21 protein-coding genes are annotated in these 21931 nt (G+C 63.6%); 3 read left to right on the top strand and 18 right to left on the bottom strand.

The features are described 5' to 3' along the window. Positions 1-4: 4 nt before the first annotated feature. The 13 genes from fliM to uvrB all read right to left on the bottom strand — a co-directional run bounded on the left by fliM (position 5) and on the right by uvrB (position 13094). Positions 5-1021, bottom strand: coding sequence for a flagellar motor switch protein FliM (gene fliM, locus JNO50_RS05405; protein WP_189532343.1), 1017 nt, complete (start codon positions 1019-1021; stop codon positions 5-7). 6 nt (positions 1022-1027) lie between these two features. Beyond that, positions 1028-1549 carry a flagellar basal body-associated FliL family protein gene (locus tag JNO50_RS05400; protein ID WP_189532341.1) on the bottom strand — a complete coding sequence of 174 codons (522 nt, stop codon included), beginning with the start codon at positions 1547-1549 and terminating at the stop codon, positions 1028-1030. 110 nt (positions 1550-1659) lie between these two features. Next, positions 1660-2598 (bottom strand): flagellar hook-length control protein FliK, encoded by a 939-nt coding sequence (locus JNO50_RS05395; RefSeq protein ID WP_189532339.1) that lies wholly within the window; start codon positions 2596-2598, stop codon positions 1660-1662. 50 nt (positions 2599-2648) lie between these two features. Continuing rightward, complete coding sequence (gene fliJ / locus JNO50_RS05390) at positions 2649-3101, bottom strand: flagellar export protein FliJ (RefSeq protein ID WP_189532337.1); 453 nt, start codon at positions 3099-3101, stop codon at positions 2649-2651. Positions 3102-3110: 9 nt separating this feature from the next. Beyond that, on the bottom strand, positions 3111-4514 hold the full coding sequence (fliI, locus tag JNO50_RS05385; protein WP_189532335.1) for a flagellar protein export ATPase FliI: 1404 nt from the start codon (positions 4512-4514) through the stop codon (positions 3111-3113). Next, positions 4495-5349 (bottom strand): flagellar assembly protein FliH, encoded by an 855-nt coding sequence (locus JNO50_RS05380; protein WP_189532332.1) that lies wholly within the window; start codon positions 5347-5349, stop codon positions 4495-4497. Before JNO50_RS05380 ends, fliI begins: the two co-directional genes overlap by 20 nt. Next, on the bottom strand, positions 5330-6328 hold the full coding sequence (fliG, locus tag JNO50_RS05375) for a flagellar motor switch protein FliG (protein WP_189532330.1): 999 nt from the start codon (positions 6326-6328) through the stop codon (positions 5330-5332). Before fliG ends, JNO50_RS05380 begins: the two co-directional genes overlap by 20 nt. Continuing rightward, positions 6321-8084, bottom strand: coding sequence for a flagellar basal-body MS-ring/collar protein FliF (fliF, locus tag JNO50_RS05370; protein WP_189532329.1), 1764 nt, complete (start codon positions 8082-8084; stop codon positions 6321-6323). Before fliF ends, fliG begins: the two co-directional genes overlap by 8 nt. A gap of 53 nt (positions 8085-8137) precedes the next feature. Further along, positions 8138-8461 carry a flagellar hook-basal body complex protein FliE gene (gene fliE, locus JNO50_RS05365; protein ID WP_189532327.1) on the bottom strand — a complete coding sequence of 108 codons (324 nt, stop codon included), beginning with the start codon at positions 8459-8461 and terminating at the stop codon, positions 8138-8140. 16 nt (positions 8462-8477) lie between these two features. After that, positions 8478-9848 (bottom strand): sigma-54-dependent transcriptional regulator, encoded by a 1371-nt coding sequence (locus tag JNO50_RS05360; protein WP_189532325.1) that lies wholly within the window; start codon positions 9846-9848, stop codon positions 8478-8480. A 13-nt stretch (positions 9849-9861) separates the two neighbouring features. Continuing rightward, a complete protein-coding gene (locus JNO50_RS05355) occupies positions 9862-10551 on the bottom strand; it encodes a chemotaxis protein CheB (RefSeq protein WP_189532322.1) in 690 nt (229 codons plus the stop codon). Positions 10552-10596: 45 nt separating this feature from the next. Continuing rightward, on the bottom strand, positions 10597-11064 hold the full coding sequence (locus JNO50_RS05350) for a low molecular weight protein-tyrosine-phosphatase (protein ID WP_189532320.1): 468 nt from the start codon (positions 11062-11064) through the stop codon (positions 10597-10599). A gap of 20 nt (positions 11065-11084) precedes the next feature. After that, positions 11085-13094 carry an excinuclease ABC subunit UvrB gene (gene uvrB / locus JNO50_RS05345; RefSeq protein WP_189532319.1) on the bottom strand — a complete coding sequence of 670 codons (2010 nt, stop codon included), beginning with the start codon at positions 13092-13094 and terminating at the stop codon, positions 11085-11087. A 173-nt stretch (positions 13095-13267) separates the two neighbouring features. On the opposite strand from uvrB, the gene JNO50_RS05340 reads away from it, so the two are divergent. The 3 genes from JNO50_RS05340 to JNO50_RS05330 all read left to right on the top strand — a co-directional run bounded on the left by JNO50_RS05340 (position 13268) and on the right by JNO50_RS05330 (position 16658). Further along, positions 13268-14305, top strand: coding sequence for a D-alanyl-D-alanine carboxypeptidase family protein (locus tag JNO50_RS05340; RefSeq protein ID WP_373298317.1), 1038 nt, complete (start codon positions 13268-13270; stop codon positions 14303-14305). Between the two features lie 223 nt (positions 14306-14528). Beyond that, positions 14529-15572, top strand: coding sequence for a GNAT family N-acetyltransferase (locus JNO50_RS05335; RefSeq protein ID WP_189532317.1), 1044 nt, complete (start codon positions 14529-14531; stop codon positions 15570-15572). Between the two features lie 57 nt (positions 15573-15629). Next, on the top strand, positions 15630-16658 hold the full coding sequence (locus JNO50_RS05330) for a fatty acid desaturase family protein (RefSeq protein WP_189532315.1): 1029 nt from the start codon (positions 15630-15632) through the stop codon (positions 16656-16658). A 21-nt stretch (positions 16659-16679) separates the two neighbouring features. Here the strand turns inward: JNO50_RS05330 and JNO50_RS05325 are convergent, their stop codons facing one another. The 5 genes from JNO50_RS05325 to gltX form a co-directional block, all read right to left on the bottom strand. Then, positions 16680-16994, bottom strand: coding sequence for a hypothetical protein (locus JNO50_RS05325; protein WP_189532313.1), 315 nt, complete (start codon positions 16992-16994; stop codon positions 16680-16682). After that, positions 16991-17650, bottom strand: coding sequence for a hypothetical protein (locus tag JNO50_RS05320; protein ID WP_189532311.1), 660 nt, complete (start codon positions 17648-17650; stop codon positions 16991-16993). Before JNO50_RS05320 ends, JNO50_RS05325 begins: the two co-directional genes overlap by 4 nt. A gap of 198 nt (positions 17651-17848) precedes the next feature. Continuing rightward, on the bottom strand, positions 17849-19132 hold the full coding sequence (locus tag JNO50_RS05315) for a flagellar assembly protein T N-terminal domain-containing protein (protein ID WP_229804554.1): 1284 nt from the start codon (positions 19130-19132) through the stop codon (positions 17849-17851). Next, positions 19129-19785: an LPP20 family lipoprotein gene (locus JNO50_RS05310; RefSeq protein WP_189532309.1), complete on the bottom strand. Its 657-nt coding sequence runs from the start codon at positions 19783-19785 to the stop codon at positions 19129-19131. The genes JNO50_RS05315 and JNO50_RS05310 overlap by 4 nt, the downstream gene beginning before the upstream one ends. Positions 19786-20513: 728 nt before the next feature. Further along, positions 20514-21905, bottom strand: coding sequence for a glutamate--tRNA ligase (gene gltX, locus JNO50_RS05305; RefSeq protein ID WP_189532545.1), 1392 nt, complete (start codon positions 21903-21905; stop codon positions 20514-20516). Positions 21906-21931: the final 26 nt, after the last annotated feature.

Here is a 21931-nt window from a genome sequence, read left to right as displayed (position 1 = left end):
GCTTTCACTCTTCTTTCTGTTCTTTGTCGGCCGGAATCTGTTCGGCGAACTCGTGGGCGCCGGCGAGAATCTCGTCCACTCTCAAAGCATACTTGCCCTGCAGGGTACCGTAGTGGCATTCGAACACCGGGATGCCGGAAATGTCCGCCACCAGCCGTTCGGGAATCTCGAGGGAAATCACGTCGCCTTCCTTGAGATTGAGCACCTGCCCGAGGGTCACGCGCGTCTCGGCCAGCGTGGCCACCAGCTCGACTTCGGCCGCCTGCACCTGCTTCGACATCAGGCTGACCCAGCGGTTATCCACCTCGGTACGGTCCGCCTGCATGGTGCTCGAGAGGATATCGCGAATCGGCTCGACCATGGAATACGGCAGGCAGATGTGAAAATCCCCACCGCCGGCGCCAAGCTCGATGTGAAAGGTCATCGCCACCACGACTTCGGTCGGGGTGGCGATATTGGCGAACTGGGTATTCATTTCCGAGCGCAGGTAGACGAACTCGATCGGATAGACCGGCTCCCAGGCTTTCTGACATTCGGTGAATACCACGTCCAGCAGGCGCCGGATGATGCGTTGCTCGGTCGGGGTGAAGTCGCGCCCTTCGACGCGGACATGGTAACGGCCGTCGCTGCCGAACAGGTTGTCGACCACGAGGAACACCAGGTCCGGATCGAAGATCAGCAGACCCGTGCCGCGCAACGGTTTGGCATGAACCAGGTTCAGGTTGGTCGGCACCACCAGGTTGCGGATAAACTCGGAGTATTTCTGGACGCGCACCGGCCCCACCGAGATTTCGGCGTTGCGGCGGATGAAGTTGAACAGGCCGATGCGCAGGTTGCGGGCGAAACGCTCGTTGATGATCTCGAGCGTCGGCATGCGGCCGCGGACAATGCGCTCCTGACGGCCGATGTCGTAGCTGCGGACACCTTCCGCGTCCTTGCCGCCGTCCTCGTCGGCGTCTTCCCCGGTGACACCCCGCAAGAGGGCATCGACCTCTTCCTGGGACAGGATATCGTCGCCCATGGCTCTTTACTGGTTCTGGATGATGAAGGACGTGAATTCGATGCTCTGAACCAGTTCCTCTTCACCCGCATCCATGGATTCGTTGATGATCTGCTTCACCTGGGCCTTGAGCTTGACCTTGCCGTCGGGCGTCGACAGCTCGTCGGCCGACTTGGAGGACAGAAGCAGCAGCACGCCGCTGCGAATGCGCGGCATGTAGTCGGTAAACCGTTTTTTCGCCTCCTCGTCCTGCAGCTGCGCCTGCATGTCGATCTGCAGAAGCGAACCGCCCCCCGACAGGTTGACCACGAAGGTTTCCATCTTTTCGAACACGGGCGGACCGTCGTGTTTCTTCTTGGCCTCTTTCTTGACGTCTTCCTGATGGGCAGCATCGCCCGCCGGCGCGGTATGGGCGCTGGTGAACATGTAGTAGGCCAGACCGCCCACGGCGCCCAGCAGCAAAACAAGAAGGATGATGACGACAAGCATCAGCTTGTTGCCGCCACCGCCAGGTTTCTTTTCCTTTTCGGGCTTCTTTTCTTCCGCCATATCTCTGTCTATGTCCGAACGGTTGTCATCCGGGAATTCTAAACGAAATCCCGTGGCTATTTTCCAGTTTTCCGCCACGACTGAACAGAGGTCAAATACTTTTCACATTTTCAGGCAAATATACTGAGCATGTTGCGCGCGGCCTTGATGGACGCCAGCGCGTCCAGACCGTCCTCGGAGGGCGGCGCCTCCTGGCGGTTCTGACGCGCGTCCTGCCGGGAGGACTGGGCTTGGCGCTGCTCCTGCTGCCCGGAAAACACCTGGGCGTCGGTCAGCTGCAGACCGCCTGCCGACAGCATCTGGGACAGGCGCGGCAGGCTGTTTTCGATGGCGTCGCGCGTCGCTGGACTGGCCGCGGTGAACACCACTTGCGCACTCTTGTCGTCGAGCTTGAGAGTGACTTCGATCGGTCCCAGTTGCGGCGGATTGATTTCGATGCTGGCCTTGTCCATTTTCAGGTTGGCCATGGCGATGACCTGGCTGCCGACCGCGCGTCCCCAGGCCGGATCGCTCACCGGCGTCGGCACGGAAAACACCGGAAGGGCCGTTTGCGGCTTGCCGGTCTGCGCGGCATGCGTCTCGACCGGCAAGAATGTCGCGGCGACAGGCTTGCCGCCCGGCAAATTTTGCAGGTCGTCCGCTGTCCGGGCGGAATGATGCCGGGGCGCCTGTTCCGTTAGCGACTCGACGGCCTCCTCCTTGACCCCCTCATCCCGCGAGGTCTTCGGCACGATCGGTGCGTCTTCCGGTTTGACCTGCTGAAGCGCGACAATCTGCAACGGGTCGGTCAGCGCCGGCGCGCTCTTGTCGGCCTCCCGGGTCTTGGCCGGACGGGCCGCATCGGTGGTTTCGCCATCATCCTTGCCTTCTTTCGCGCTGGTGCCGGTCACCCCTCCCAGGGTGATCATGCGCATGCCGAGCAGTTGGGCGAACAGGCCCGAATCGGCGCCTCCCGCGGCATCGGCGGCGGAGCCGAACGTGCCGGGCATGGCCGCTCCGCCCTGAACGGACGAGGGCACGGAAGCGCCGGGTAGCGTTGGAATCGTCATGTGAGGATCTCCCTGCAAGATAGCCTCACCCTAGCAATTAATGTGCCAGATCATTCCTCTTCGCCATGGGTACGATCCCAGAAACGGCGCGCGGCGAATTCGTCGGTGGTCTTCTGTTCGCGCCGCGCCGTGGCGGCGCGCTGTTTCTCGTTTTCCCGTTCGAGGAGCTTCTCGAACGCCTTGAGCCGCTTGCGCGCCTCCTGCCAGGCATGGCGTTCCAGCACGAAATGCTGGGTGGCACGATCCACATCGCGCTGCTGCACGACCACCGCCTCATCCAGCCGGGCGAGAAAAAGCCGCCAGTCCTGCCAGCGGGCGATCGACATCCCCTCCATGCCGCCATCGCACAGTCTCTGACGATATTCCGCGAGAAAGGCATTGAGCTGGGAGAGCTTGTTTTGCGCATTGGCGAGGTTCGCCTGAGCCCGGCGCATGCGCTCTGCCGCGGCATCGGCCTTTTCCGCGGAGAGACGGATCAGCAGGACATACTTGCTCTCGCTCACGATTCGGCCTTAGAGCAGAACGTCGGAGAGCTGTTCCAGCGTCGAGGCATAGTCATGGGATTCGTGCATCGGCTGCGTCAGAAAACCGACCATCGGCAACTGCCGGCGGATCGCCTCGTCCAGCAACGGATCGGAGCCGGGCACGTACGCCCCGACGCTGATCAGGTCGCGGTTGCGCTGGTACCGGGAATAGAGCTGCTTGAAACGCCGGGCAAGATCGATCTGCTCGCGGCTGACGACATCCACCATCACGCGGCTGATCGACTGCTCGATATCGATGGCCGGATAGTGGCCGGACTCGGCCAGCTCGCGCGACAGCACGAAGTGGCCGTCAAGGATGGCGCGCGCCGAATCCGCGATGGGGTCCTGCTGGTCGTCGCCCTCGGAAAGCACGGTGTAGAACGCGGTGATCGAACCGCCGCCTTCCGGGCCGTTACCGGCCCGTTCGATCAGTTGCGGCAGGCGGGCGAACACGGAAGGCGGATAGCCCTTGGTGACTGGCGGCTCGCCGATGGCAAGCGCGATTTCGCGCTGCGCCATCGCGTAGCGGGTCACCGAGTCCATCAGCAAAAGCACGTCGAGGCCCCGGTCGCGAAAGTACTCGGCCAAGGCCGTCGCATAGGCCGCGCCATGCAGCCGCATCAAGGGCGGCATGTCGGCCGGCGCGGCGACCACCACGGAACGGCGGCGGCCGTCTTCGCCCAGAATGTTGTCAATGAAGTCCTTGACCTCGCGCCCCCGTTCGCCGATCAGGCCCACGACCACCACATCGGCGCGCGTGAAACGGGCCATCATGCCCAGAAGCACGCTCTTGCCCACGCCCGAGCCGGCGAACAGGCCGAGGCGCTGCCCGCGCCCGACGGTCAGCAAGCCGTTGATCGCGCGCACCCCGACATCCAGCACGTCATGCACCGGCGAACGGTCAAGAGGATTGATGGGTTGGCTGTGCAGCGGATAGTAGGCTTCGGGGTGCACGGGCCCCGCCCCGTCCAGCGGCCGGCCAAGCGAATCGAGCACCCGGCCGAGCAAGCTGGCGCCCACCGGCACCTGACGACCGCCCGGCCCGTTGACCCGGGGAGCGGCGGAAGGCTTGTTGAATCTCGGCGGATGGTTCGCCGCGAGCGGCCGTACCGGGGTGCCCGGCAGCAATCCTTGCACATTGGTCAAGGGCATCAGGAACACCTTGTCCCCGGAAAACCCCACCACCTCCGCCTCGACAGGCGGCGCATCGGGCAAATCGACGCGGCAGGCGCTGCCCACCGGTAATTTGAGCCCCACCGCTTCCATCACCATGCCGGTAACGCGGGTCAAGCGCCCGCAGGGGGCCGACAAGGGGGTTTCCCCGACCGTGCGCGCACAGTCGGCGAGGTACCGCGCCTGACGCTCCAGCCAGTCAGAGGCCGGCATCGTCATCCGTCCCGCCCGGCAGGGCCGCCAGGAGTTCGGCCTTGCGACTCGCAAGGGTCAGATCCAGCCGAAGTTGGGGCGTCTCCAGCAAACATCCGCCGCGCTCGATGGCGGGATCCTCGATCCATTGCCACATGGTCTCGGGCGTTTCGGTTTCAAGAAAATTGCGCGCCACCTCCAGGTCCGCCGGATTGACGCGCAGGCGGCCTTGCGCCAGGGTAGCGGGAAGGCTGGCCAAGGCTTCGCGCAGCATGGCCTCGATGGCGTTGGGCCGGCAGGCCAGGTGCTCGCCGACCAGCCGCTCGGCAAAGGTCAGGGCCAGCGTCAACAACTCCGGCGCCAGGGCCTCCTCCAGACGGGACAGCGAGGCGGCGAACTCGCCGGACAGCTGCCGCAGCGGCTCCCAGGCCGCCTGGAACGTCTCGCGCGCCGCTTCGCGGCCCTCGGCGAGCCCCAGCGCCAACCCCTCTTCCTTGCCGGTTACCAGCCCGGCCTCGTGACCCGCCTGGTAACCGCTCTGCCAGGCATCCTGATGGATGGCTTCGAGCTCCGCGGCGGTCGGGTAGGCGGGCGGCTCGGGTTCGGGCTCTTCGCTCGACAGGGGTTCTGGCATCGGCTCGACGTGGAAGACTTCCGGCTCCGGCTCGGGAAGCGCCCCGGACTGCAGGCGCTCTTCGAGCGAGGCCGGACTCACCATCGGGCCGCGCGCCTTCACCACGAGGCGCGCGAGGTCCCCGGGCGTCAGTGTCGCCAGCGAAGGCAGCAGCTCCCTGGGCTGCCAGCTTTGCCAGTCCTCGAGCTCGCCGGCCGGAATGATGGTCTTATTCGACGAGTCCTTCATCACCGCCCTTGCTGCCTAGCACGATCTGACCGTCGTCGGCGAGTTTGCGAACGATCTTGAGGATTTCCTTCTGTTCGGCTTCGACCTCGGAGAGCTTGACCGGCCCTTTGGACTCCAGGTCGTCGCGCAGCATTTCCGCGGCGCGCTGCGACATGTTCCGGAAAATCTTGTCCTTGAGTTCGGCGCTGGTGCCCTTGAGCGCGACCACCAGCGAATCGGACTGCACCTCGCGCAGGATGGTCTGGATCGAACGGTCGTCGATATCCAGCAGGTTTTCGAAGACGAACATCTTGTCCTGGATGCGTTGCGCGAGTTCCGGATCGTATTCGCGGATATAGCCCAAGGCCGACGCCTCGACGTTGCCGCCCATGAAATTGAGGATTTCCGCGGTCATGGCGACGCCGCCCGCGGCGCTCTTCTTGATGCGGTCCGAGCCGGACAAAAGCTGGGTCAGCACGTCGTTCAATTCACGCAGCGCCTGCGGCTGCACCCCCTCCAGGGTTGCGGTGCGGATCAGCACCTCGTTGCGCATGCGCTCCGGGAAGAATTGCAGGATGGAACTGGACATGTCCGGATCCAGATGCACGAGGATCGTGGCGATGATCTGCGGATGCTCGTTGCGAATCAGGTCGGCGGCCGAGGACGGATCCATCCACTTGAGGCTTTCGATGCCACTGTGGTCGTTGCCCTGCATGATCTTGTCAAGCAGGTTGGCCGCCTTGTCCGGGCCGAGCGCCTCGATCAGCACATTGCGCAGGTATTCGTCCGAGGCGCCAAGGCTCGCCCGCGCCGCGCACTCCTCGCGGAACTGGTCGAGCACCTTGCCGATTTCCTCGTAGTTGAGGTTGTTGATGGCGGCCATCGCCAGCGAGATTTTCTGGACCTCCTTGGGACCGAGGTACTTGAAGACCTCGACCGCCTCGGCTTGCCCCAGGCTGAAGAGCAGGATGGCGCTGCGCCTGATTCCGTTGTCACTCATCGGAGCTGATCCATTCCTTGATGATCTGGGCCGCCATGCGCGGATCGGCCTTCACCATCTCGCGCACCGACTCGAGATTCGTGGTGTACTGGCGACGCTGCAGTTCCTTCTCGTCGACCGTCTCGTCGTCGCCGCCGCCGGAGAGGCCCTTGCGCGCGACGCGGCGCGGCTTGCCGTCCTCGCCGATCTCGATCTCCCCTTCCTCGTCGTCGGCCACGGCGAGCAGGCGCCCTGCGGCGGCCTCCGCCTTCTCGTCGCGCGGCGGCTTGGGCGGCTTGACGATATCGCGCATGATCGGGCGCACCACGCCGAACACCAGGTAGAGGATCGCGATGGCCAGAAGCGAATACTTAAGGATCGACGTGCCGTTGTTCGTCACGTAATCGACCACTTTTTCCTGCACGCTGACCGGCGCCACCGCATCGGCGAACGCGGCGTTGACCACATTGATCGTGTCGCCCCTCTGGGTATTGTAGCCGATGGCGTCCCGCACCAGATTATTGATCTGCTGGACTTCCTGCGCCGTCAGCGGCGTCGGCTTCAAATCCCCGTTGCGGTCCGGCATGTTGCGGTAATTGACCACCACCGCGGCGGTCAGCCGCTTGATGCTGCCCTTGGGCAGCTTGGTGTGCTGGATGGTCTTGTCCACCTCGTAATTGGTGGTGATGTCGCGTTCTAGCGTGGCATCCGTGCCCATCGGCTGGCCGGACAGCGTCTGCGTGCCGGGCGCGGCGCCAGGCGGCAGGGTGATCGGCGCCGAGGCCGCGGACGGCGGCTGGTTGGACAGCGCGCCCGGCACACCGCCGGGCAACGGCACGCCCTTGCCGAGCTTCTCGACGATCTGCTGGCTGCGGGTGGCCGACGGATTCGGACTGGAATTGGGGCGGAATGTTTCGGACGTCTGCTCCGTCTCGGAAAAATCCAGCTGGGCCGTGACCTGGGCGCGGGCGTTCCCCTTGCCGAAAATCGGCTCGAGGATGGCTTCGATGCGCTTGACGTAATCGTCCTCGATCTGGTGCACATAGGAGAGCTGGCGCTGGTCGAGCGTGCCCGACGCGCTGTCAGGGTCCTGGATGCGCGACAGCAGATTGCCGTCCTGATCCACCACGGTGACGTTCTTCGCGGTGAGCCCGGGCACGGAACTGGACACCAGGTTGACGATGCCGGCCACCTGGGCCGCGTCCAGCACCCGGCCGCGGAACAGGCTGAGCATCACCGACGCGGTGGTCTGCTGCTGCTCGCGCACGAACACGCTCTGCTTGGGCGTAGCGATGTGGATGCGCGCCGTTTCGACGGACTGGATGGATTCGATGGTGCGCGCGAGTTCCCCTTCGATGGCGCGCTGGTAGTTGACCTGTTCGGCGAACTGGCTGATGCCGAACTTCTGGTTGTCCATCAGTTCGAAGCCGACGCCGCCGGCCTTGGGCAAACCCTGGGCGGCAAGCTTCAGACGCGCGTCGTACACCTTGTCGGACGGCACGGAAATGACGCCGCCGTTGCCGAGTTGATAGGGGACGTTCATCGCCTGCAGCGACGCGGTGATCTGTCCGCCGTCGCGGTCGGACAGGTTGGAGAACAGAACCTTGTAGGCCGGCTCGCGGTTGAGCACGACTGCACCGACGATGACCGCGAAAATCGCCGCCAGCGCACCGAGGAAGAGGAACTTTCGATTGTTGGGAAGGGCCTTGAAGCGGTCGACCGCCTCGTTCAGCCGCATTCGCCAAGCGGGAGTAGCGTTTTCTGCCAGATCAGCCATACAGTGGTTTCAGCTCTAGGTCTCACCGCTGTCGGCGTGAATCGAAAACAGCGCTAAACCTGGGTATTCATGATTTCCTGGTACGCACTCATCAATTTGTTGCGTGCCTGGGCCATGGTCTGGAACGACAGGCTGGCCTTCTGCAGGGAGACCATCACGTCCTGCAGATTGACCCCCTCTTCGCCCAGCTCGAATTGCTTCTGCATCTCCTGCGAGGTCTGCTGCGCCGAGTTCACCTGCTCGATCGTGGCCTTCAGCACATCGCCGAAATCCACGGTACCGGCCGCAGGATCCGTCTTGGGCGGCGCCTTTCCGGCGGCCAGCGCCGACGCGGCGTTCAACTCGCCAAGAAGCTGGTCGACACCTTGTATTGACATGGTTGCTCCGTATATCTCATGTCGGCGACGGGGCCGGATCCTCGCCGGATCCCTCAGCGTCCTCGTCGCGGTACCGCTGCAGCTTGTAGCGCAGGGTCCGCTCGCTGATGCCCAGTTTTTCCGCCGCGAGCTTTTTCACGCCGCCCGTGGCCGCCAACGTTTCCAATATATGCCTTTTTTCCAGCGACCGCATGTCCGCGTCATCGGACACCGGATTCACCGGGGCGGGGGTAACCAGTCCCTCACCGGAAAACTGTCCTTGCAGCATCAGGTCGGCGGCAAGAATTTCCGCCCCGGCGGCAAGAATGACCGCCCGCTGAATGACATTTTCCAGTTCGCGGATGTTACCCTCCCAACTATGGGCCGTCAATTCGCGCTCGGCCTCGCCGGACAGGGACAAGCCGGAGCGCGAAGCGGCCTCCGAGTACTTCTTAAGCACACGGCGTGCCAACGGCAGGATATCCTCGCGCCTTTCGGACAGCGCGGGCAATTTCAGCGGGAACACGTTCAGCCGGAAAAACAGATCCTCGCGGAACCGGCCGGCCGCCACCTCGGACTGGATATCGCGATTGGTGGTCGCCACGAGGCGGATGTCGAGACGAATGGTTTTCGCGCCGCCCACCCGCTCGACCTCGCGCTCCTGAATGACCCGCAAGAGTTTCGCCTGCAGGGCCAGCGGCATCTCGGTCACCTCGTCGAGCAGCAAGGTGCCGCCCTGGGCCTGCTCGAACTTGCCCGGCATGGTCTGGGCGGCGCCGGTGAAGGCGCCCTTCTCGTGCCCGAACAGGGTCGATTCGAGCAGGGTTTCGGGAATCGCCGCGCAGTTGACGGCGACGAACGGCCCGCCCGAGCGCGCCGAATGGCGGTGGATGTAACGCGCCAGGACTTCCTTTCCGGTGCCGGAGGGCCCGGACAGCAACACGGTCGCGTCGCTGCGCGCCACTCTCCCCGCCAGGGAAAACACCTGCCGCATCGCCGGCGACTCGGCGACCACGTCGTCGCCCGGGCCTTCCGGCATCGCCAGGATATGGCGGCCGACCTCGGCGATGAGCGCCGCCGGCTCGAAGGGTTTGAGCAGATAATGGCTCGCTCCGGCGCGCAAGAGGTCGATCGCCCGCTCGATCACCCCGTGAGCGGTCATCAGGATGAAGGGAATGCCCGGATAGCGGCGCTTGACCTCATCGAACAGCGCATAGCCGTCCATCGGTTCCATCTGGGCGTCGGATACCACGAGTCCGATCGGATGACGTTCGAGCTTGGCGAGCGCCGACGACCCGTCGCTCGCTTCGTGCGTGGCATAGCCGGCGAGGGTCAGAGTGTCGACGATGGCTTCGCGCAGATCCGCGTCGTCCTCGACGACAAGCACGGGCAGGGAAGTGATGGGCATAGGGCGGCGTCGGTCAGGCTGAAGGTTGTCGTTGCACGGCCAGCGCGGCAAGGCGCCCGGCCATCGAGGCGATCGGCAGGACTTCATGCACCGCGCCCAGCGCAATGGCCTCTTTGGGCATGCCGAAGACCACACAGGACGCCTCGTCCTGGGCGATATTATACGCGCCGGCCTCCTTCATCTCCAGCATGCCGGCCGCGCCATCGCGCCCCATGCCGGTAAGAATCACACCTATGGCATTTTTACCGACCAGATTGCCCAGCGAGCGGAACAGCACATCCACCGAAGGGCGGTGGCGGTTCACCGGATCCGCGCGGCTCAGTCCGACCGCGAAGCCGATGGTCGGCGCGGGCTTGACCAGCAAGTGAGAGTGCCCGGGCGCGATATAGACATGTCCGGGCTGCAGGCGCTCGCCGTCCGCCGCCTCCTTGACGGTCAGCCGGCACAGGCTGTCAAGCCTGGCGGCAAAGGACTTGGTGAACATTTCCGGCATGTGCTGGGTGATAAGGATCGGCGGCATGTTCGCCGGCAGGGCGGTCAGGAGCACGCGCAGCGCCTCCGTTCCCCCGGTCGACGAGCCGATGGCGATCACCACTTGCCGGGCCAGCGGCTGGCGGCCCGTCAGCCTGGGCAGGACGATATCGGCCGTGTGGCTTGGCGCGACCTCGATCGGCTTGGGCAGCGAGATGGGTTCGTTGGGCATTCGGTGAATGACTCTTTGTCGTTGTTTTGCCCAGAGCTTACCGCGTCAGGCGTCGCCGTGGAAGCGCCCGGCGAGCCATGCGTCGCAGGCGGCCTCGACCAAATCCAGCACCCGCTCGAAACCATCCTCGCCGCCGAAGTAGGGATCGGGAATCTCGGCGCCGTCCTCCAGCACCGACAACGCCAGCCGCAGCTTGTGCAGGTGGATCTCGGGGCACCGTTCGCGAAGCCAGGCGAGGTTGTCCCGATCCGCGGCGAGAATAAGGTCGAAGCGCTCGAAATCCCCGGCCACGATCTGACGGGCCCGCAAGGGCGTCAGATCATAACCCCGGCGCGCGGCCGCCCGGGCGCTGCGCTCGTCGGGCGCCTTGCCCGCGTGCCAAGGCCCCGTGCCCGCGGAATCGACCTCGAGCCGGCCGGTGAGCCCGGCTCTGGCGATGCGTTCGCGCATCACGCCCTCCAGCGTCGGCGAACGGCAGATATTGCCCATGCAGACAAACAGCCAGCGTTCCATCTTCCGTGTCTCTCCCGTGCTCACAAACCGTTGATCCAGGCCTTTTCCTTCAGGGCTTTCAGTTCGTCGCGCAGGCGCGCGGCCTCTTCGAACTCCAGATTGCGCGCGGCATCCGACATGGCCTTCTCCAGCCGCTTGAGCTCCTTGGCGAGGGCTTTCTCGTCCATCACCGCCACACGCGCCTCCTCGACCAACCGCTTGCGATCCGGTTCGGCGGAATAGACACCGTCGATGATGTCCTTGATTTTCTTGTTCACGCCCCTGGGCACGATGCCGTTGGCCTCGTTGAACGCGATCTGTCGCGCGCGGCGGCGTTCGGTTTCGTCCATGGCGCGGCGCATCGAGTCGGTAATCACATCGGCATAGAGGATGGCCTTGCCGTTGAGGTTGCGCGCCGCCCGGCCGATGGTCTGGATCAACGAACGCTCGGAGCGCAGGAAGCCTTCCTTGTCGGCGTCGAGAATCGCCACCAAAGAGACTTCGGGGATATCCAGCCCTTCGCGCAGCAAGTTGATCCCGATCAGCACCTCGAACATGCCGAGCCTCAGGTCGCGGATGATTTCCACCCGCTCCACCGTGTCGATGTCCGAATGCAGGTAGCGCACCCGCACGCCGTGCTCGGTATAGTAGTCGGCCAGCTGCTCGGCCATGCGCTTGGTCAGGGTGGTGACCAGCACCCGCTCGTTGGCGTCGCTGCGCGCCTTGATTTCCGACAGCAGATCATCCACCTGAGTGGCGACCGGGCGCACCTCCATCACCGGATCGACGAGCCCCGTCGGACGCACGACCTGCTCGACCACCTGCCCGGCATGCTCGGCTTCGTAATTGGCCGGGGTGGCCGATACGAAAACGGTCTGGGGCATCAGGCGCTCGAACTCGTCGAACTTGAGCGGCCGGTTGTCGATCGCCGAGGGCAGCCGGAAACCGTAATCGACCAGATTGGCCTTGCGCGCCCGGTCGCCCTTGTACATCGCGCCGATCTGCGGCACCGTGACGTGCGACTCGTCGATGAACATCAGGGCGTTTTTCGGGAGGTAGTCGATCAGCGTCGGCGGCGGCTCGCCCGGACCCCGTCCGGAAAAATGCCGCGAATAGTTTTCGATGCCCTTGCAAAAGCCCATTTCGTAGAGCATCTCCAGATCGAAACGGGTGCGCTGCTCGATGCGCTGGGCTTCGACCAGCTTGCCCTCCCTCTGGAAAGTCTCGATACGCTGGCCAAGCTCGGCCTTGATTTTCTCGCAAGCCTTGAGCACCGTGTCGCGCGGCGTCACATAGTGGCTGGATGGAAACACGGTGTAGCGCCCGACGCGCTGGCGCGTCGCTCCGGTCAGAGGGTCGAACAGCGTCAGCGTCTCGATGTCGTCATCGAAGAGAGACACCCGGATGGCGGTCTCGGCGCTTTCCGCGGGGAAGATATCGATGATATCGCCGCGCACCCGGAAAGTACCGCGCGCGAAATCCATGTCGGAGCGTTCGTACTGCATGGCCACCAGGCGCGCGATCATCTCGCGCTGCGGCAGCGCCTCACCTTCCTTCAGGTGCAGGATCATCTGATGGTATTCGCCCGGGTCGCCGATACCGTAAATGGCCGACACGGTCGCCACGATGATGCAGTCGGGCCGCTCGAGAATCGATTTGGTCGCCGACAGGCGCATCTGCTCGATATGCTCGTTGATGCTCGAGTCCTTTTCGATGAACAGGTCCCGGCTGGGCACATAGGCTTCGGGCTGGTAGTAGTCGTAGTACGAAACAAAATACTCGACGGCGTTATCCGGAAAGAACTCCCGCATTTCCGAATACAGCTGCGCGGCAAGGGTCTTGTTGTGCGCCATGATGATGGCCGGTCGGCCGGTGCGGGCGATGACATTGGCCATGGTGAAGGTTTTGCCGGAACCGGTCACACCCAGCAGCGTCTGGTAGGACAGGCCGTCCTCGATGCCCTCGACCAGACGCCGGATGGCCTCGGGCTGATCGCCGGCGGGCTGGTAAGGCAGATGAAGACGAAACGGACTGTCATTTACAGTGGACACGGCATGACCTTTCGGGGCGGTGGAACAGGAAAGATTTTACGCCATGGACGTCAAAAAAACCGCTTGTCTTGATAGTCGTTCCACAAAAGGAAAAATGCTCCTACACGAGTCATTTGTTTGATTTAAAATAGACTGGATTAGCTTTTTTTCGCATGACCCACGGGAAAGACACGATGCTGAAGAATATCGTACGCTGGCTGGTCGCCGCGTCACTGGCCATGCCGGTGGCCGCTGTCGCCCAGACAGCCAAGGAGCCGCGCAAAACGCATGCCGCTGCCCACCATATCGCCAAGAAGCCGGGCGCGCGCAACAAGACCGCCCAGGTGAAAAGCGCGGTACGCAAAACCCCTTCCAAAGTCTCCATCACCCTGCGAAAACCCGCTCCGCCGCCCGTCAGCATCCGGCGCAGCAACCTGCGCCACGCCAGCATGCAGACCTTCAGTCCGGGCGGTCCGCACCTGAGCTCCCAGTCCGTGCTGGTGCTCAACGGCGTGACCGGCGAGCCCCTTTACGAGAAGAATGCGGGACAACGGATGCCGATCGCGTCGATCAGCAAACTGATGACGGCCATGGTGCTGCTCGACATGGGCGTGCCGATGGACGACCCGGTCACCGTCACCGACGCCGAGATCGACCGCCTCAAGAACACCACATCGCGGCTGGCCATCGGCACGACCCTGACCCGCCGCGAAATGCTGCTCCTCGCCCTGATGTCCTCGGAAAACCGCGCGGCCAACGCCCTGGCCCGTACCTCGCCGGGCGGTCTGAACGCTTTTGTGGCGAAAATGAATCAGAAAGCCCGCCAACTGGGCATGAAGGACACGGTGTTCTACGAACCGACCGGACTGGATACCCGCAACACATCGACGGCGGCGGATCTGGCCCGCATGGTGCGCGCCGCGGAGAACTACCCGCTGATCCGCAACTTCACCACGACCCCCGAACACGAGGTGCACATCGTCCGCAACCGCCTTTTGCACTACAAGAACAGCAATGCGCTGGTGCGTGAGGGCGACTGGGAGATCGCCCTGCAAAAAACCGGCTACATCCAGGAGGCCGGGCGCTGCATGGTGATGCAGGCCACCATCGGGTCCCAGCCGCTGATCATCGTGCTGCTGGCCGCCGGCGGCAGCGCCGCGCGCGTGAACGACGCCAAAACACTCAAGACCTGGCTCGAATCCCACCCGGGCAACTGGCTGGCCCAGGGCTGATCTTCCTTCAGGTTCAAGACCCCCTCCACCGCCCGGCACCTAAACCCGGGCGGTTTTTCTTTCCGAAAAAACAATACCCTTACTGACTTTATTATCAGGTTCGGGTCATCCATCCACGCAGTAGCATGGAAGAAAATTTCCCGAGAAAACATTCGCCCGCCGCTTCGCGACACGGGCATGCCCCTCCATGGCAGAAAGCCGATAACCACCGATCGGACACTCCATGCACACAAAACACAGCGCAACGTGCCACGAAACAACGGCCCCGTTTCTGTCCGGCAACATTGAGGATCGGGCCATCCGGCCGGCCACGCCTGACGATTGCCCGGGCCTGGTCCGGCTTTTCCGGAGAACCTACGGCGATACCAGCCACCCATGCCTTGACGACGGGTTCATTCGCGCGGGCATCGAAGACGGCAGTCATCGCTGGTTCGTCCTCGACACGCCGGAGGGAATCGGCGCCTGCGCCTGCCTGGCCCGGCATGCCTGGAATCGCTCGCGCGAAGCGTGCTTTGGCGTGGTACTGCCGGAATTGCGCCACCTTGGCATCGTCACGCGCCTTGCCCGCCATTGCCTTGACTGCATGCCGCAGGATCCCGCGGAGCTGGGGTATTTTTCCATGCGCCACCCCGTCGCCCTTCACGCCATGCGCAAACTGATCGATTCGGTGCTGGTCGGCCACGATGGGGGGCCCAATACCGTGGACGGTGTTCGCGAATACCACATGACCGCCGTGCATCCGCCGGCCGCCGGCCGGTTCATCCATGTCACGCCCGCGCAACGCGCGATGCTTCACTGGGACTTCCTGCGCGACGCCGTCTATGCGCCTCTTGGCCTGGCGATACGGCCCGGCCCCTATCCCGAGGACTGCCTGGTCGGCACAGAACACGAACAGGAAACGGATGGTTTCCGCTACACCTTCGATGCGCGGATCGGAGCATTGACGCTGGGCGGCTACACGGGGGCGGCCCCGAAAGAAAACGGCCTGGCCGACGACCTCGAACGGTTTCTTGCCACGCATGGGAAGGCCGACTATGTCTGCGCGCGGATTCTGGCAGACAAACATCAGTTGACCCGCCGCATGCTGGCCATGGGCTTCGCCATTACCGCGTACCTGCCGGCATGGTACTGGCGGGAAGGCGCGCGCTTCGATGCGCTGATGCTTGTCCGTCGCCGGTTCGACGACTCGCCTCAGGCCAATGGTTTCGAGGAAGAAATCGCCACGATGGACCAGGCATTCGCACAACTCGCGGCCAGGCTGGTTTGACGTTTCGCCAAGGCTCGCCGCCAGCGGGCTATCCAATACACGGGGAGGATCCGAGCAATGACAAAAGACCAATGGCTGGCAATTCGCAAAGCATTTCCCGGTCAGGAAAAAAAACCCTGGACAGTGCTGGTGTGGCTGGCCGATATCGCGCTGATGGGCGCCGCCTGGACGTTGTGGAACGCCGACGCGCTGCTGTCGAACCTGGCGGCCTGGCTGGTGGCCGGCTTCGCTCTCGTGCAGCTGTACCTGATCATGCACGAAGCCACCCACAACACCGTGGCGGCCAGCCGGTTTCTCAACGATGTGGTCGGGCACGGAGCCGCCTGGTTCATCGGCCTGCCCTATCTGGTGCGCAAACAGAATCATCTGGCGCACCATGCCTGGACCGCCCACCCGGTCCATGATCCGGAAAACCGCGCGATGATCGCCAAATTCGCCGTCATGACAGAAAAGGAAGCCCACCGTCTGGAAAGAATGTGGAAATACTGGATCCCCATGATCGCCGCCAACCACTTCCTCGGCCATTGGCTCGCCCCGTTCAGGGCGCGCGCGGCGGGAGACCGGTCGATTCGTAACCGCAAGCAACTGCTCTTCGCCTGTGTCTACCTGGCAGGCTACGCCACCGTTTTCGTCATCGCCTGGCGCCACGAGGCGCTGGGCACACTCGCCGGCTTCTACTTGCCGGTCTGGGTGTTCCTGCTCGCCATGGTGGAAATGCTGAACCTGCCGCATCACGCCGAAGCTCCGATACTCGCCGAGGACCATGAAGGATTGTCGCTCTGGGAGCAGGACGGCGTATCCCACGATTGCGCCACGGTGCCGCTGTGGTCGCGTTTCGTGATCCTCAACTTCAATCTGCATATCGCCCACCACCTCTTCCCCTGGCTACCATGGTACCGGCTGCCGCAGGCCAGCGCCGCGCTTGCCGCGGCACGCACGGGAAGTTCCCCGGAAACGCTCAGCGAGGTCGTCTTCTCCTTGCGCAACCGGCGCCGGCCGCTGTTGAGCCTGATGGGGCATTTCTTCGACCGGCGCGAACGCCGCGGCGGGCAGGGCATACCCATCCTTGACGCCCCCCGGCACTGAAAGACACACGGGACCGGTCATTCAGTCATGGCCGCCCCGCTTTTTTCTCAAGCGCTCCAGAACCGGACTGCTCCCGCCCGACACTTCGATGCGAAAACTGGCATAGGCGGCCTCAAGATCGGGATAGCGTCCCAGTCCGCCTTCGCTGAACAAGGTGGCGCCAGGAATCGCGGACCATTCTATCGGTCCGGCCGTTCCCGAGATGGCCTGCGCCAAAAAAGGCGCGAGCGCCTCCGACAGGGCCCGTGCCTGAGCATCGGCTCCGGCATGGCGCGCCATCACCGCCCGCAACGCGGAGGCGGCGGCCTTCACGCGGGCAGGATCATAAGCGGTCATTGCGCCAGCTCCCGGAGTTTTCGCGGTTCGCTCCAGTCCTTGCGATTGGGCACCAGGTATTGCATGGCGCCTCCACGCCGGATCACCTTGCCATCGAGCTCCCGGGCCGGCGCGATCGTGCTTGCGAACATCAGCGCGTCCGCGGACCGAGGTTCGATCGCATAGAGATCATAGCGCGCCGCCTCGCTGCGCACGGGCACGGCGAAAGCATCGGCAAAGCACCGCCCTTCCCCGTCGATGCGCTCCACTTCGTCCATTGTCGTGAAATACGCGCTGTAAGCACTGACCGACTGCCCGTGGGGAACAAGCTTGACCAAGGATTCCGCGGGAGAAATCAGGCGCGGCGCATCGCTGCCCGACAGCACGAGATCAAGGGCGCGGGCGTAAAGCGTATCGGCGGCGGCACCGGGATCCGCCTTGCCCAGCGCGTCCAGCAGCCGACTCCCCGCAGCACTCTTGAGAAAGTCGTCGGCCTCCTGACGGCTCAGCCCCGTGGTCCGGAACGTAGTGACACTGGCGATTTCCGTGGGATAGTCGCGCAGCAACGCCTCGGTCACCGGCGAGGGGGGCTCGCACGCCGACAGCCGTGCGGACACCAGGAAAACAAGCAGGAAAAACAACGGGGACCTTCGCCCGCGCAACGTGAAAAACAGCATGGTAGAACCTTTCGCAGGAAGGCGCGGGCGTCGGGATTCAGGATGAAGGAATGGCAGGAGTAAAGAAGAATGTCACCAAGCCCGCCTTTTGAGTGTTATGACTTACAGGCAAGGAATGGCAAGGAGGAAAGCAAGGTGACTGTCCGGCCGGACAGCTCGGAACTGACGGCCGGACACAGGGAAACCGGCAAAGGAAAATCAGCGTTTGGGTTGATAGCGAACGATATCGCCGGCCTGCGCCGCTTTGCCCCCGCCCTCGGCGACGGCGATCGAGAGCCGGGGCTGGATCTGCACGAGAGAGACCGTTCCCACCAGGGTTTCGGCAATGCCAAGCTCGGGATTGTTTCCGGCGGCACGGGACTGTTGCCGGTACAAAAGCAGCTTGTCGCCGACTTTCAGACCATCGAGTCCTCCGGCGGAAATATAGCTTTTGCCGGTGTCGTCGACTTCCACCACCTTCGCGGAAAACGGAATGCATGACAGTGTGGCATCGAGTTTTGCCACCGCCTTGTCGAGCAAACCGTCGATCGCCTGGCCATAATCGGTTCGCCAGAACGCGGCCGAACCGAACGGCACCGGATTGGCGGGCACCACGGAACCGCCGCGGGCCAGAGTCGAAATCCGGTCGTTGAGCAAAACGGCGCCGGTCAGCGCGTCATACAACCAGATTTCGGCATCGAATTGACGCTCGGTAGGCACGTATTTCACCGCGCCGCCGAGTATTCCTGATAGCGGACCGTCGTAATAAACGCCCTGCTGGCTGGTGTTATGGGATTCGAACAGCGTAGGCCGCAAAAACCGGGACGTCACGGACGTGGAAACGACACGACCGGCCACGACAAACTGGGCGCCTTCTTTCGCGCCGATCAGACGGACATTGTCCGAGCCGGCCCGCGGGTCGCTCATGCGGGCGTCCGGCAATACGCCGATCCCCCCCGCATCGGTCACCGACAACGCGGGACGGGCGCCAAGGCGCTCGGCCAGCACGGAGGGCAGGCGCGTACTCAGCCCGGTCAGATCGGAGGCATCGGCCGGATCCCGGACAGCGAACCAGGTCGTCACCAGTTTCTTGCGCAGTGACCGCCCGCCCGGCGCGGCGCAGGACGGATCGGTACTGGCCGAGCGCGCGGGTTCGGCCGCTCTGTCGGGCGTATCGATGGCAATCTTGACGTGGTAGAGGCCCCCCTCGGCGTATTCGCTGAGCACCTTCACCTTGCCGCCCAGCGGCGAGGCGGTCAGGCTGCCGGTTTCCCGGTAGCGCCCCCCCTCCAGCATCTCGGCCGATTCGACCCGGGCGCCGACACTCAGCGCGGCCTGGTTGACGGCATCCTGAATCGCCAACTCGCGCGCGGCCGAACGGCCGGCATCAAGGGGCGCCGCTCCCCGGGCGGTAATGCTTTGGGCGCGCACCAGCCCCGAAACCAAAACAAAAGCCGCCCCCAGGGCGGCAATCCGGCGCAACACAACAGTCCAGTTCATCATTGGGAAACGTAGTAATTGCTGCTATAGCGCGGCGGCGCGGCATTTTCGCGCTGCTCGCTGCCATTTGCCGGCGACTCCTGCGCCGCTTTCATGACGCTGCCGGTTTTTTCCAGAGCGCGCCGGAATTCCTGATAGAACGTCTTGTCCAGCACGATCTCGGCCACGGCTTCGCTGGTGCCGTCCGGCTGCATGGCATTGGATACGATGTTCACACCGCGCAGATAGGCGTCCACATAAGTGCGAAAACCGTCGCTGGTCGCGATCATGTTGGCCACCGTACTGTTGCCGATCAATTTCATGCCCTGCACTTGTTCGGCAATGGCGCGGAAGGCATCCAGGCGGGCGGCCCTGAGCGACAACAGCTTGCGTTGCGAGGGCGTCAGCGCCTTGGAGTACGGCGCGGTGCCGCTGCCGGTCACGCGAATGGTCACGGGCTGGTAGGGATTCACTTCCTTGACCACCGTCCTGGGCGCTTCGGCTTCGATGCCCGGCCCGACAAATCCGACACCGGTCATGCCGTCCTCGGCCGGCCGGGCTTGCGGAGTTCGAACCACGGGCGCGGTCTTTTCGGACGGAGCCTGGGCCGTGGCGCACGCGGTCAGGACAAGGAACACGCCAGGCAACGCCAGACGAAGGGGACGAAGTGTCTTCATAGTAGGTACCAAAGCAAGTTACTGATGATGTTATGAACCATCAATGCAAAGCGTCAACCCATTATCGACAGATACCCTGAAAACTTTATGGAAATTCACTATCACTCAATTGACCGCCACTCCGGATTCAACCGTCTTCAGGACAGCGGGTACCATGCCCCATGCCTGTGGCGCGTTGGCGACCGGACCGGGTCTTGGTCGCCATGGTTTGGTCCGCCAGCCGGAAGCGCCTCACCGGCCCCGGCATCACGCTCACACGGAAAGGCTCGGGCGACGGAGCGGAAGCGCAGAGATGGACGCCGTGATCGAGAGGGAGAGAAGCGAAGCACATTGAGCCACGCCGTCGGAAAGAGACCGGATATGGGGTGAAGCGCGAAGGGAGCCCGGTACGGTTCGTGGGGAACCGGCGGACCGGCTCCCCGGCAAGGCGCGGCGACGGTATGTCAGAGCATGAAGGCGGCGGCGTGCGCCGACGGCGTCAGCAGAAAAATCGCAATGCCCACGAGCAAGCCGCTCCACAGCAGCACTTTGGCAGGATTGCGCTTCGATGTCAGGGTTTTCATTGGGCTTCTCCTCGTTCAACGGCACTTTGTGTTCTCGTTATCCCCGACAAATGTAAATCATCTTTGTCGCTGAATAGAAAAAGTATTGCCGATTATGAAGAGAAGGCCAAGCGTTTTCTCGCCAGGCCCATGGCATCACCGGCCCGTCGCCGGGCCGGACCACCATCACGCCGCGTGAAGACGACGCAGCACTTCATCCTTGCCGATCAAGGCCAGCACGGCATCCACCGACGGAGTCTGGGTCGTGCCGCACACCAGCACGCGCAACGGCATGCCAAGTTGTCCCATCTTGACGCCTTCTTCCGCGCAGAACGGCTTGAACAGCCCATGGATCGCCTCCGCGCTCCAGTCATCGAGCGCGGCCAGTTGCGCGGCGAAACGCTCCATGCGTTCTTTCGCGCCGTCGGGCAGGTGCTTGGCCACATCCTCGGCGGACGGTTGGCGCTTGCGGTAAAAATAGTCGGCCTCATCCGCCAGCGCGTTCAGATCCTGGACCCGGTCGCGCAGCAGCGTGACGACATCAGACAGGGCCGGACCGGACGACGGATCGATACCGGCCGCGGCAAGACGCGGGGAGATCAGGCCGGCAAGACGCGCCGGATCGGCCGCCTTGATGTGCAGCGCATTGAGCCAGAGGAGTTTTTCGCGGTTAAAGCGCGACGGGGACGGACTCACATCAGACAGCTCGAACCATTCGACGAACTGCGTCATGTCGAAGAACTCGTCGTCGCCATGCCCCCAGCCAAGACGCGCGAGGTAATTGAGCAGGGCCTCGGGAAGAATGCCTTGATCGGCGTAGTCGACCACGCTCACCGCGTCGCGGCGCTTGGACATTTTCTGGCCGTCGGCGTTGAGGATCATCGGCAGGTGACCGTACACCGGCAGCGGCGCGCCCAGCGCCTTCAGGATGTTGATCTGGCGTGGCGTGTTGTTCACGTGGTCATCGCCGCGGATCACGTGGGTGATGCGCATGTCCCAGTCGTCGACCACCACGCAGAAATTGTAGGTCGGGCTGCCGTCGCCGCGGGCGATGATCAGGTCATCGAGTTCTTCGTTGCGGATCTCGATGCGGCCCTTGACCGCGTCGTCCCACGCCACGGTTCCGTCAAGCGGGGTGCGGAAACGCACCACGGGGGTCACGCCCTCCGGCACGGCGGGCAGGGTCTTGCCCGGCTCGGGACGCCAGCGGCGGTCGTAGCGCGGTTTCTCGCCACGCGCCTCCTGCTCGGCTCGCATGGCGTCCAGCTCCTCCTTGGAGCTGTAACAGTAGTAGGCATGCCCACTATCCAGCAGGGTAGCGATCACTTCCTTGTAACGGTCGAAGCGCCGGGTCTGGTAGAACGGACCTTCATCGTGGGCAAGCCCCACCCAGTTCATGCCGTCCAGAATGGCCTTGACCGATTCGGGCGTGGAACGTTCAAGATCCGTGTCTTCGATGCGCAGCACGAAGGTGCCGTTGTTCTTGCGGGCGTAGGCCCAGGAAAACAGTGCGGTGCGCACACCGCCAATGTGCAGGAAGCCGGTGGGGCTCGGGGCGAATCGGGTACGGATCATGATCGGTAGGGTATAGAAAGCCAATGCTA

The sequence above is a fragment of the Paludibacterium paludis genome, from assembly GCF_018802605.1.
Taxonomy (GTDB): domain Bacteria; phylum Pseudomonadota; class Gammaproteobacteria; order Burkholderiales; family Chromobacteriaceae; genus Paludibacterium; species Paludibacterium paludis.
Note: the sequence above shows the minus strand (reverse complement) of the source record. Positions and strands in the feature narration are given on the sequence as shown.

What these genes read in the sequence shown, in the direction of transcription:
- fliM (WP_189532343.1), bottom strand. Translation starts at nt 1,021, where the DNA reads ATGGGCGACGATATCCTGTCCCAGGAAGAGGTCGATGCCCTCTTGCGG.
- JNO50_RS05400 (WP_189532341.1), bottom strand. Translation starts at nt 1,549, where the DNA reads ATGGCGGAAGAAAAGAAGCCCGAAAAGGAAAAGAAACCTGGCGGTGGC.
- JNO50_RS05395 (WP_189532339.1), bottom strand. Translation starts at nt 2,598, where the DNA reads ATGACGATTCCAACGCTACCCGGCGCTTCCGTGCCCTCGTCCGTTCAG.
- fliI (WP_189532335.1), bottom strand. Translation starts at nt 4,514, where the DNA reads ATGACGATGCCGGCCTCTGACTGGCTGGAGCGTCAGGCGCGGTACCTC.
- JNO50_RS05380 (WP_189532332.1), bottom strand. Translation starts at nt 5,349, where the DNA reads ATGAAGGACTCGTCGAATAAGACCATCATTCCGGCCGGCGAGCTCGAG.
- fliG (WP_189532330.1), bottom strand. Translation starts at nt 6,328, where the DNA reads ATGAGTGACAACGGAATCAGGCGCAGCGCCATCCTGCTCTTCAGCCTG.
- fliF (WP_189532329.1), bottom strand. Translation starts at nt 8,084, where the DNA reads ATGGCTGATCTGGCAGAAAACGCTACTCCCGCTTGGCGAATGCGGCTG.
- fliE (WP_189532327.1), bottom strand. Translation starts at nt 8,461, where the DNA reads ATGTCAATACAAGGTGTCGACCAGCTTCTTGGCGAGTTGAACGCCGCG.
- JNO50_RS05360 (WP_189532325.1), bottom strand. Translation starts at nt 9,848, where the DNA reads ATGCCCATCACTTCCCTGCCCGTGCTTGTCGTCGAGGACGACGCGGAT.
- JNO50_RS05355 (WP_189532322.1), bottom strand. Translation starts at nt 10,551, where the DNA reads ATGCCCAACGAACCCATCTCGCTGCCCAAGCCGATCGAGGTCGCGCCA.
- JNO50_RS05350 (WP_189532320.1), bottom strand. Translation starts at nt 11,064, where the DNA reads ATGGAACGCTGGCTGTTTGTCTGCATGGGCAATATCTGCCGTTCGCCG.
- JNO50_RS05340 (WP_373298317.1), top strand. Translation starts at nt 13,268, where the DNA reads ATGCTGAAGAATATCGTACGCTGGCTGGTCGCCGCGTCACTGGCCATG.
- JNO50_RS05335 (WP_189532317.1), top strand. Translation starts at nt 14,529, where the DNA reads ATGCACACAAAACACAGCGCAACGTGCCACGAAACAACGGCCCCGTTT.
- JNO50_RS05330 (WP_189532315.1), top strand. Translation starts at nt 15,630, where the DNA reads ATGACAAAAGACCAATGGCTGGCAATTCGCAAAGCATTTCCCGGTCAG.
- JNO50_RS05325 (WP_189532313.1), bottom strand. Translation starts at nt 16,994, where the DNA reads ATGACCGCTTATGATCCTGCCCGCGTGAAGGCCGCCGCCTCCGCGTTG.
- JNO50_RS05320 (WP_189532311.1), bottom strand. Translation starts at nt 17,650, where the DNA reads ATGCTGTTTTTCACGTTGCGCGGGCGAAGGTCCCCGTTGTTTTTCCTG.
- JNO50_RS05315 (WP_229804554.1), bottom strand. Translation starts at nt 19,132, where the DNA reads ATGATGAACTGGACTGTTGTGTTGCGCCGGATTGCCGCCCTGGGGGCG.
- JNO50_RS05310 (WP_189532309.1), bottom strand. Translation starts at nt 19,785, where the DNA reads ATGAAGACACTTCGTCCCCTTCGTCTGGCGTTGCCTGGCGTGTTCCTT.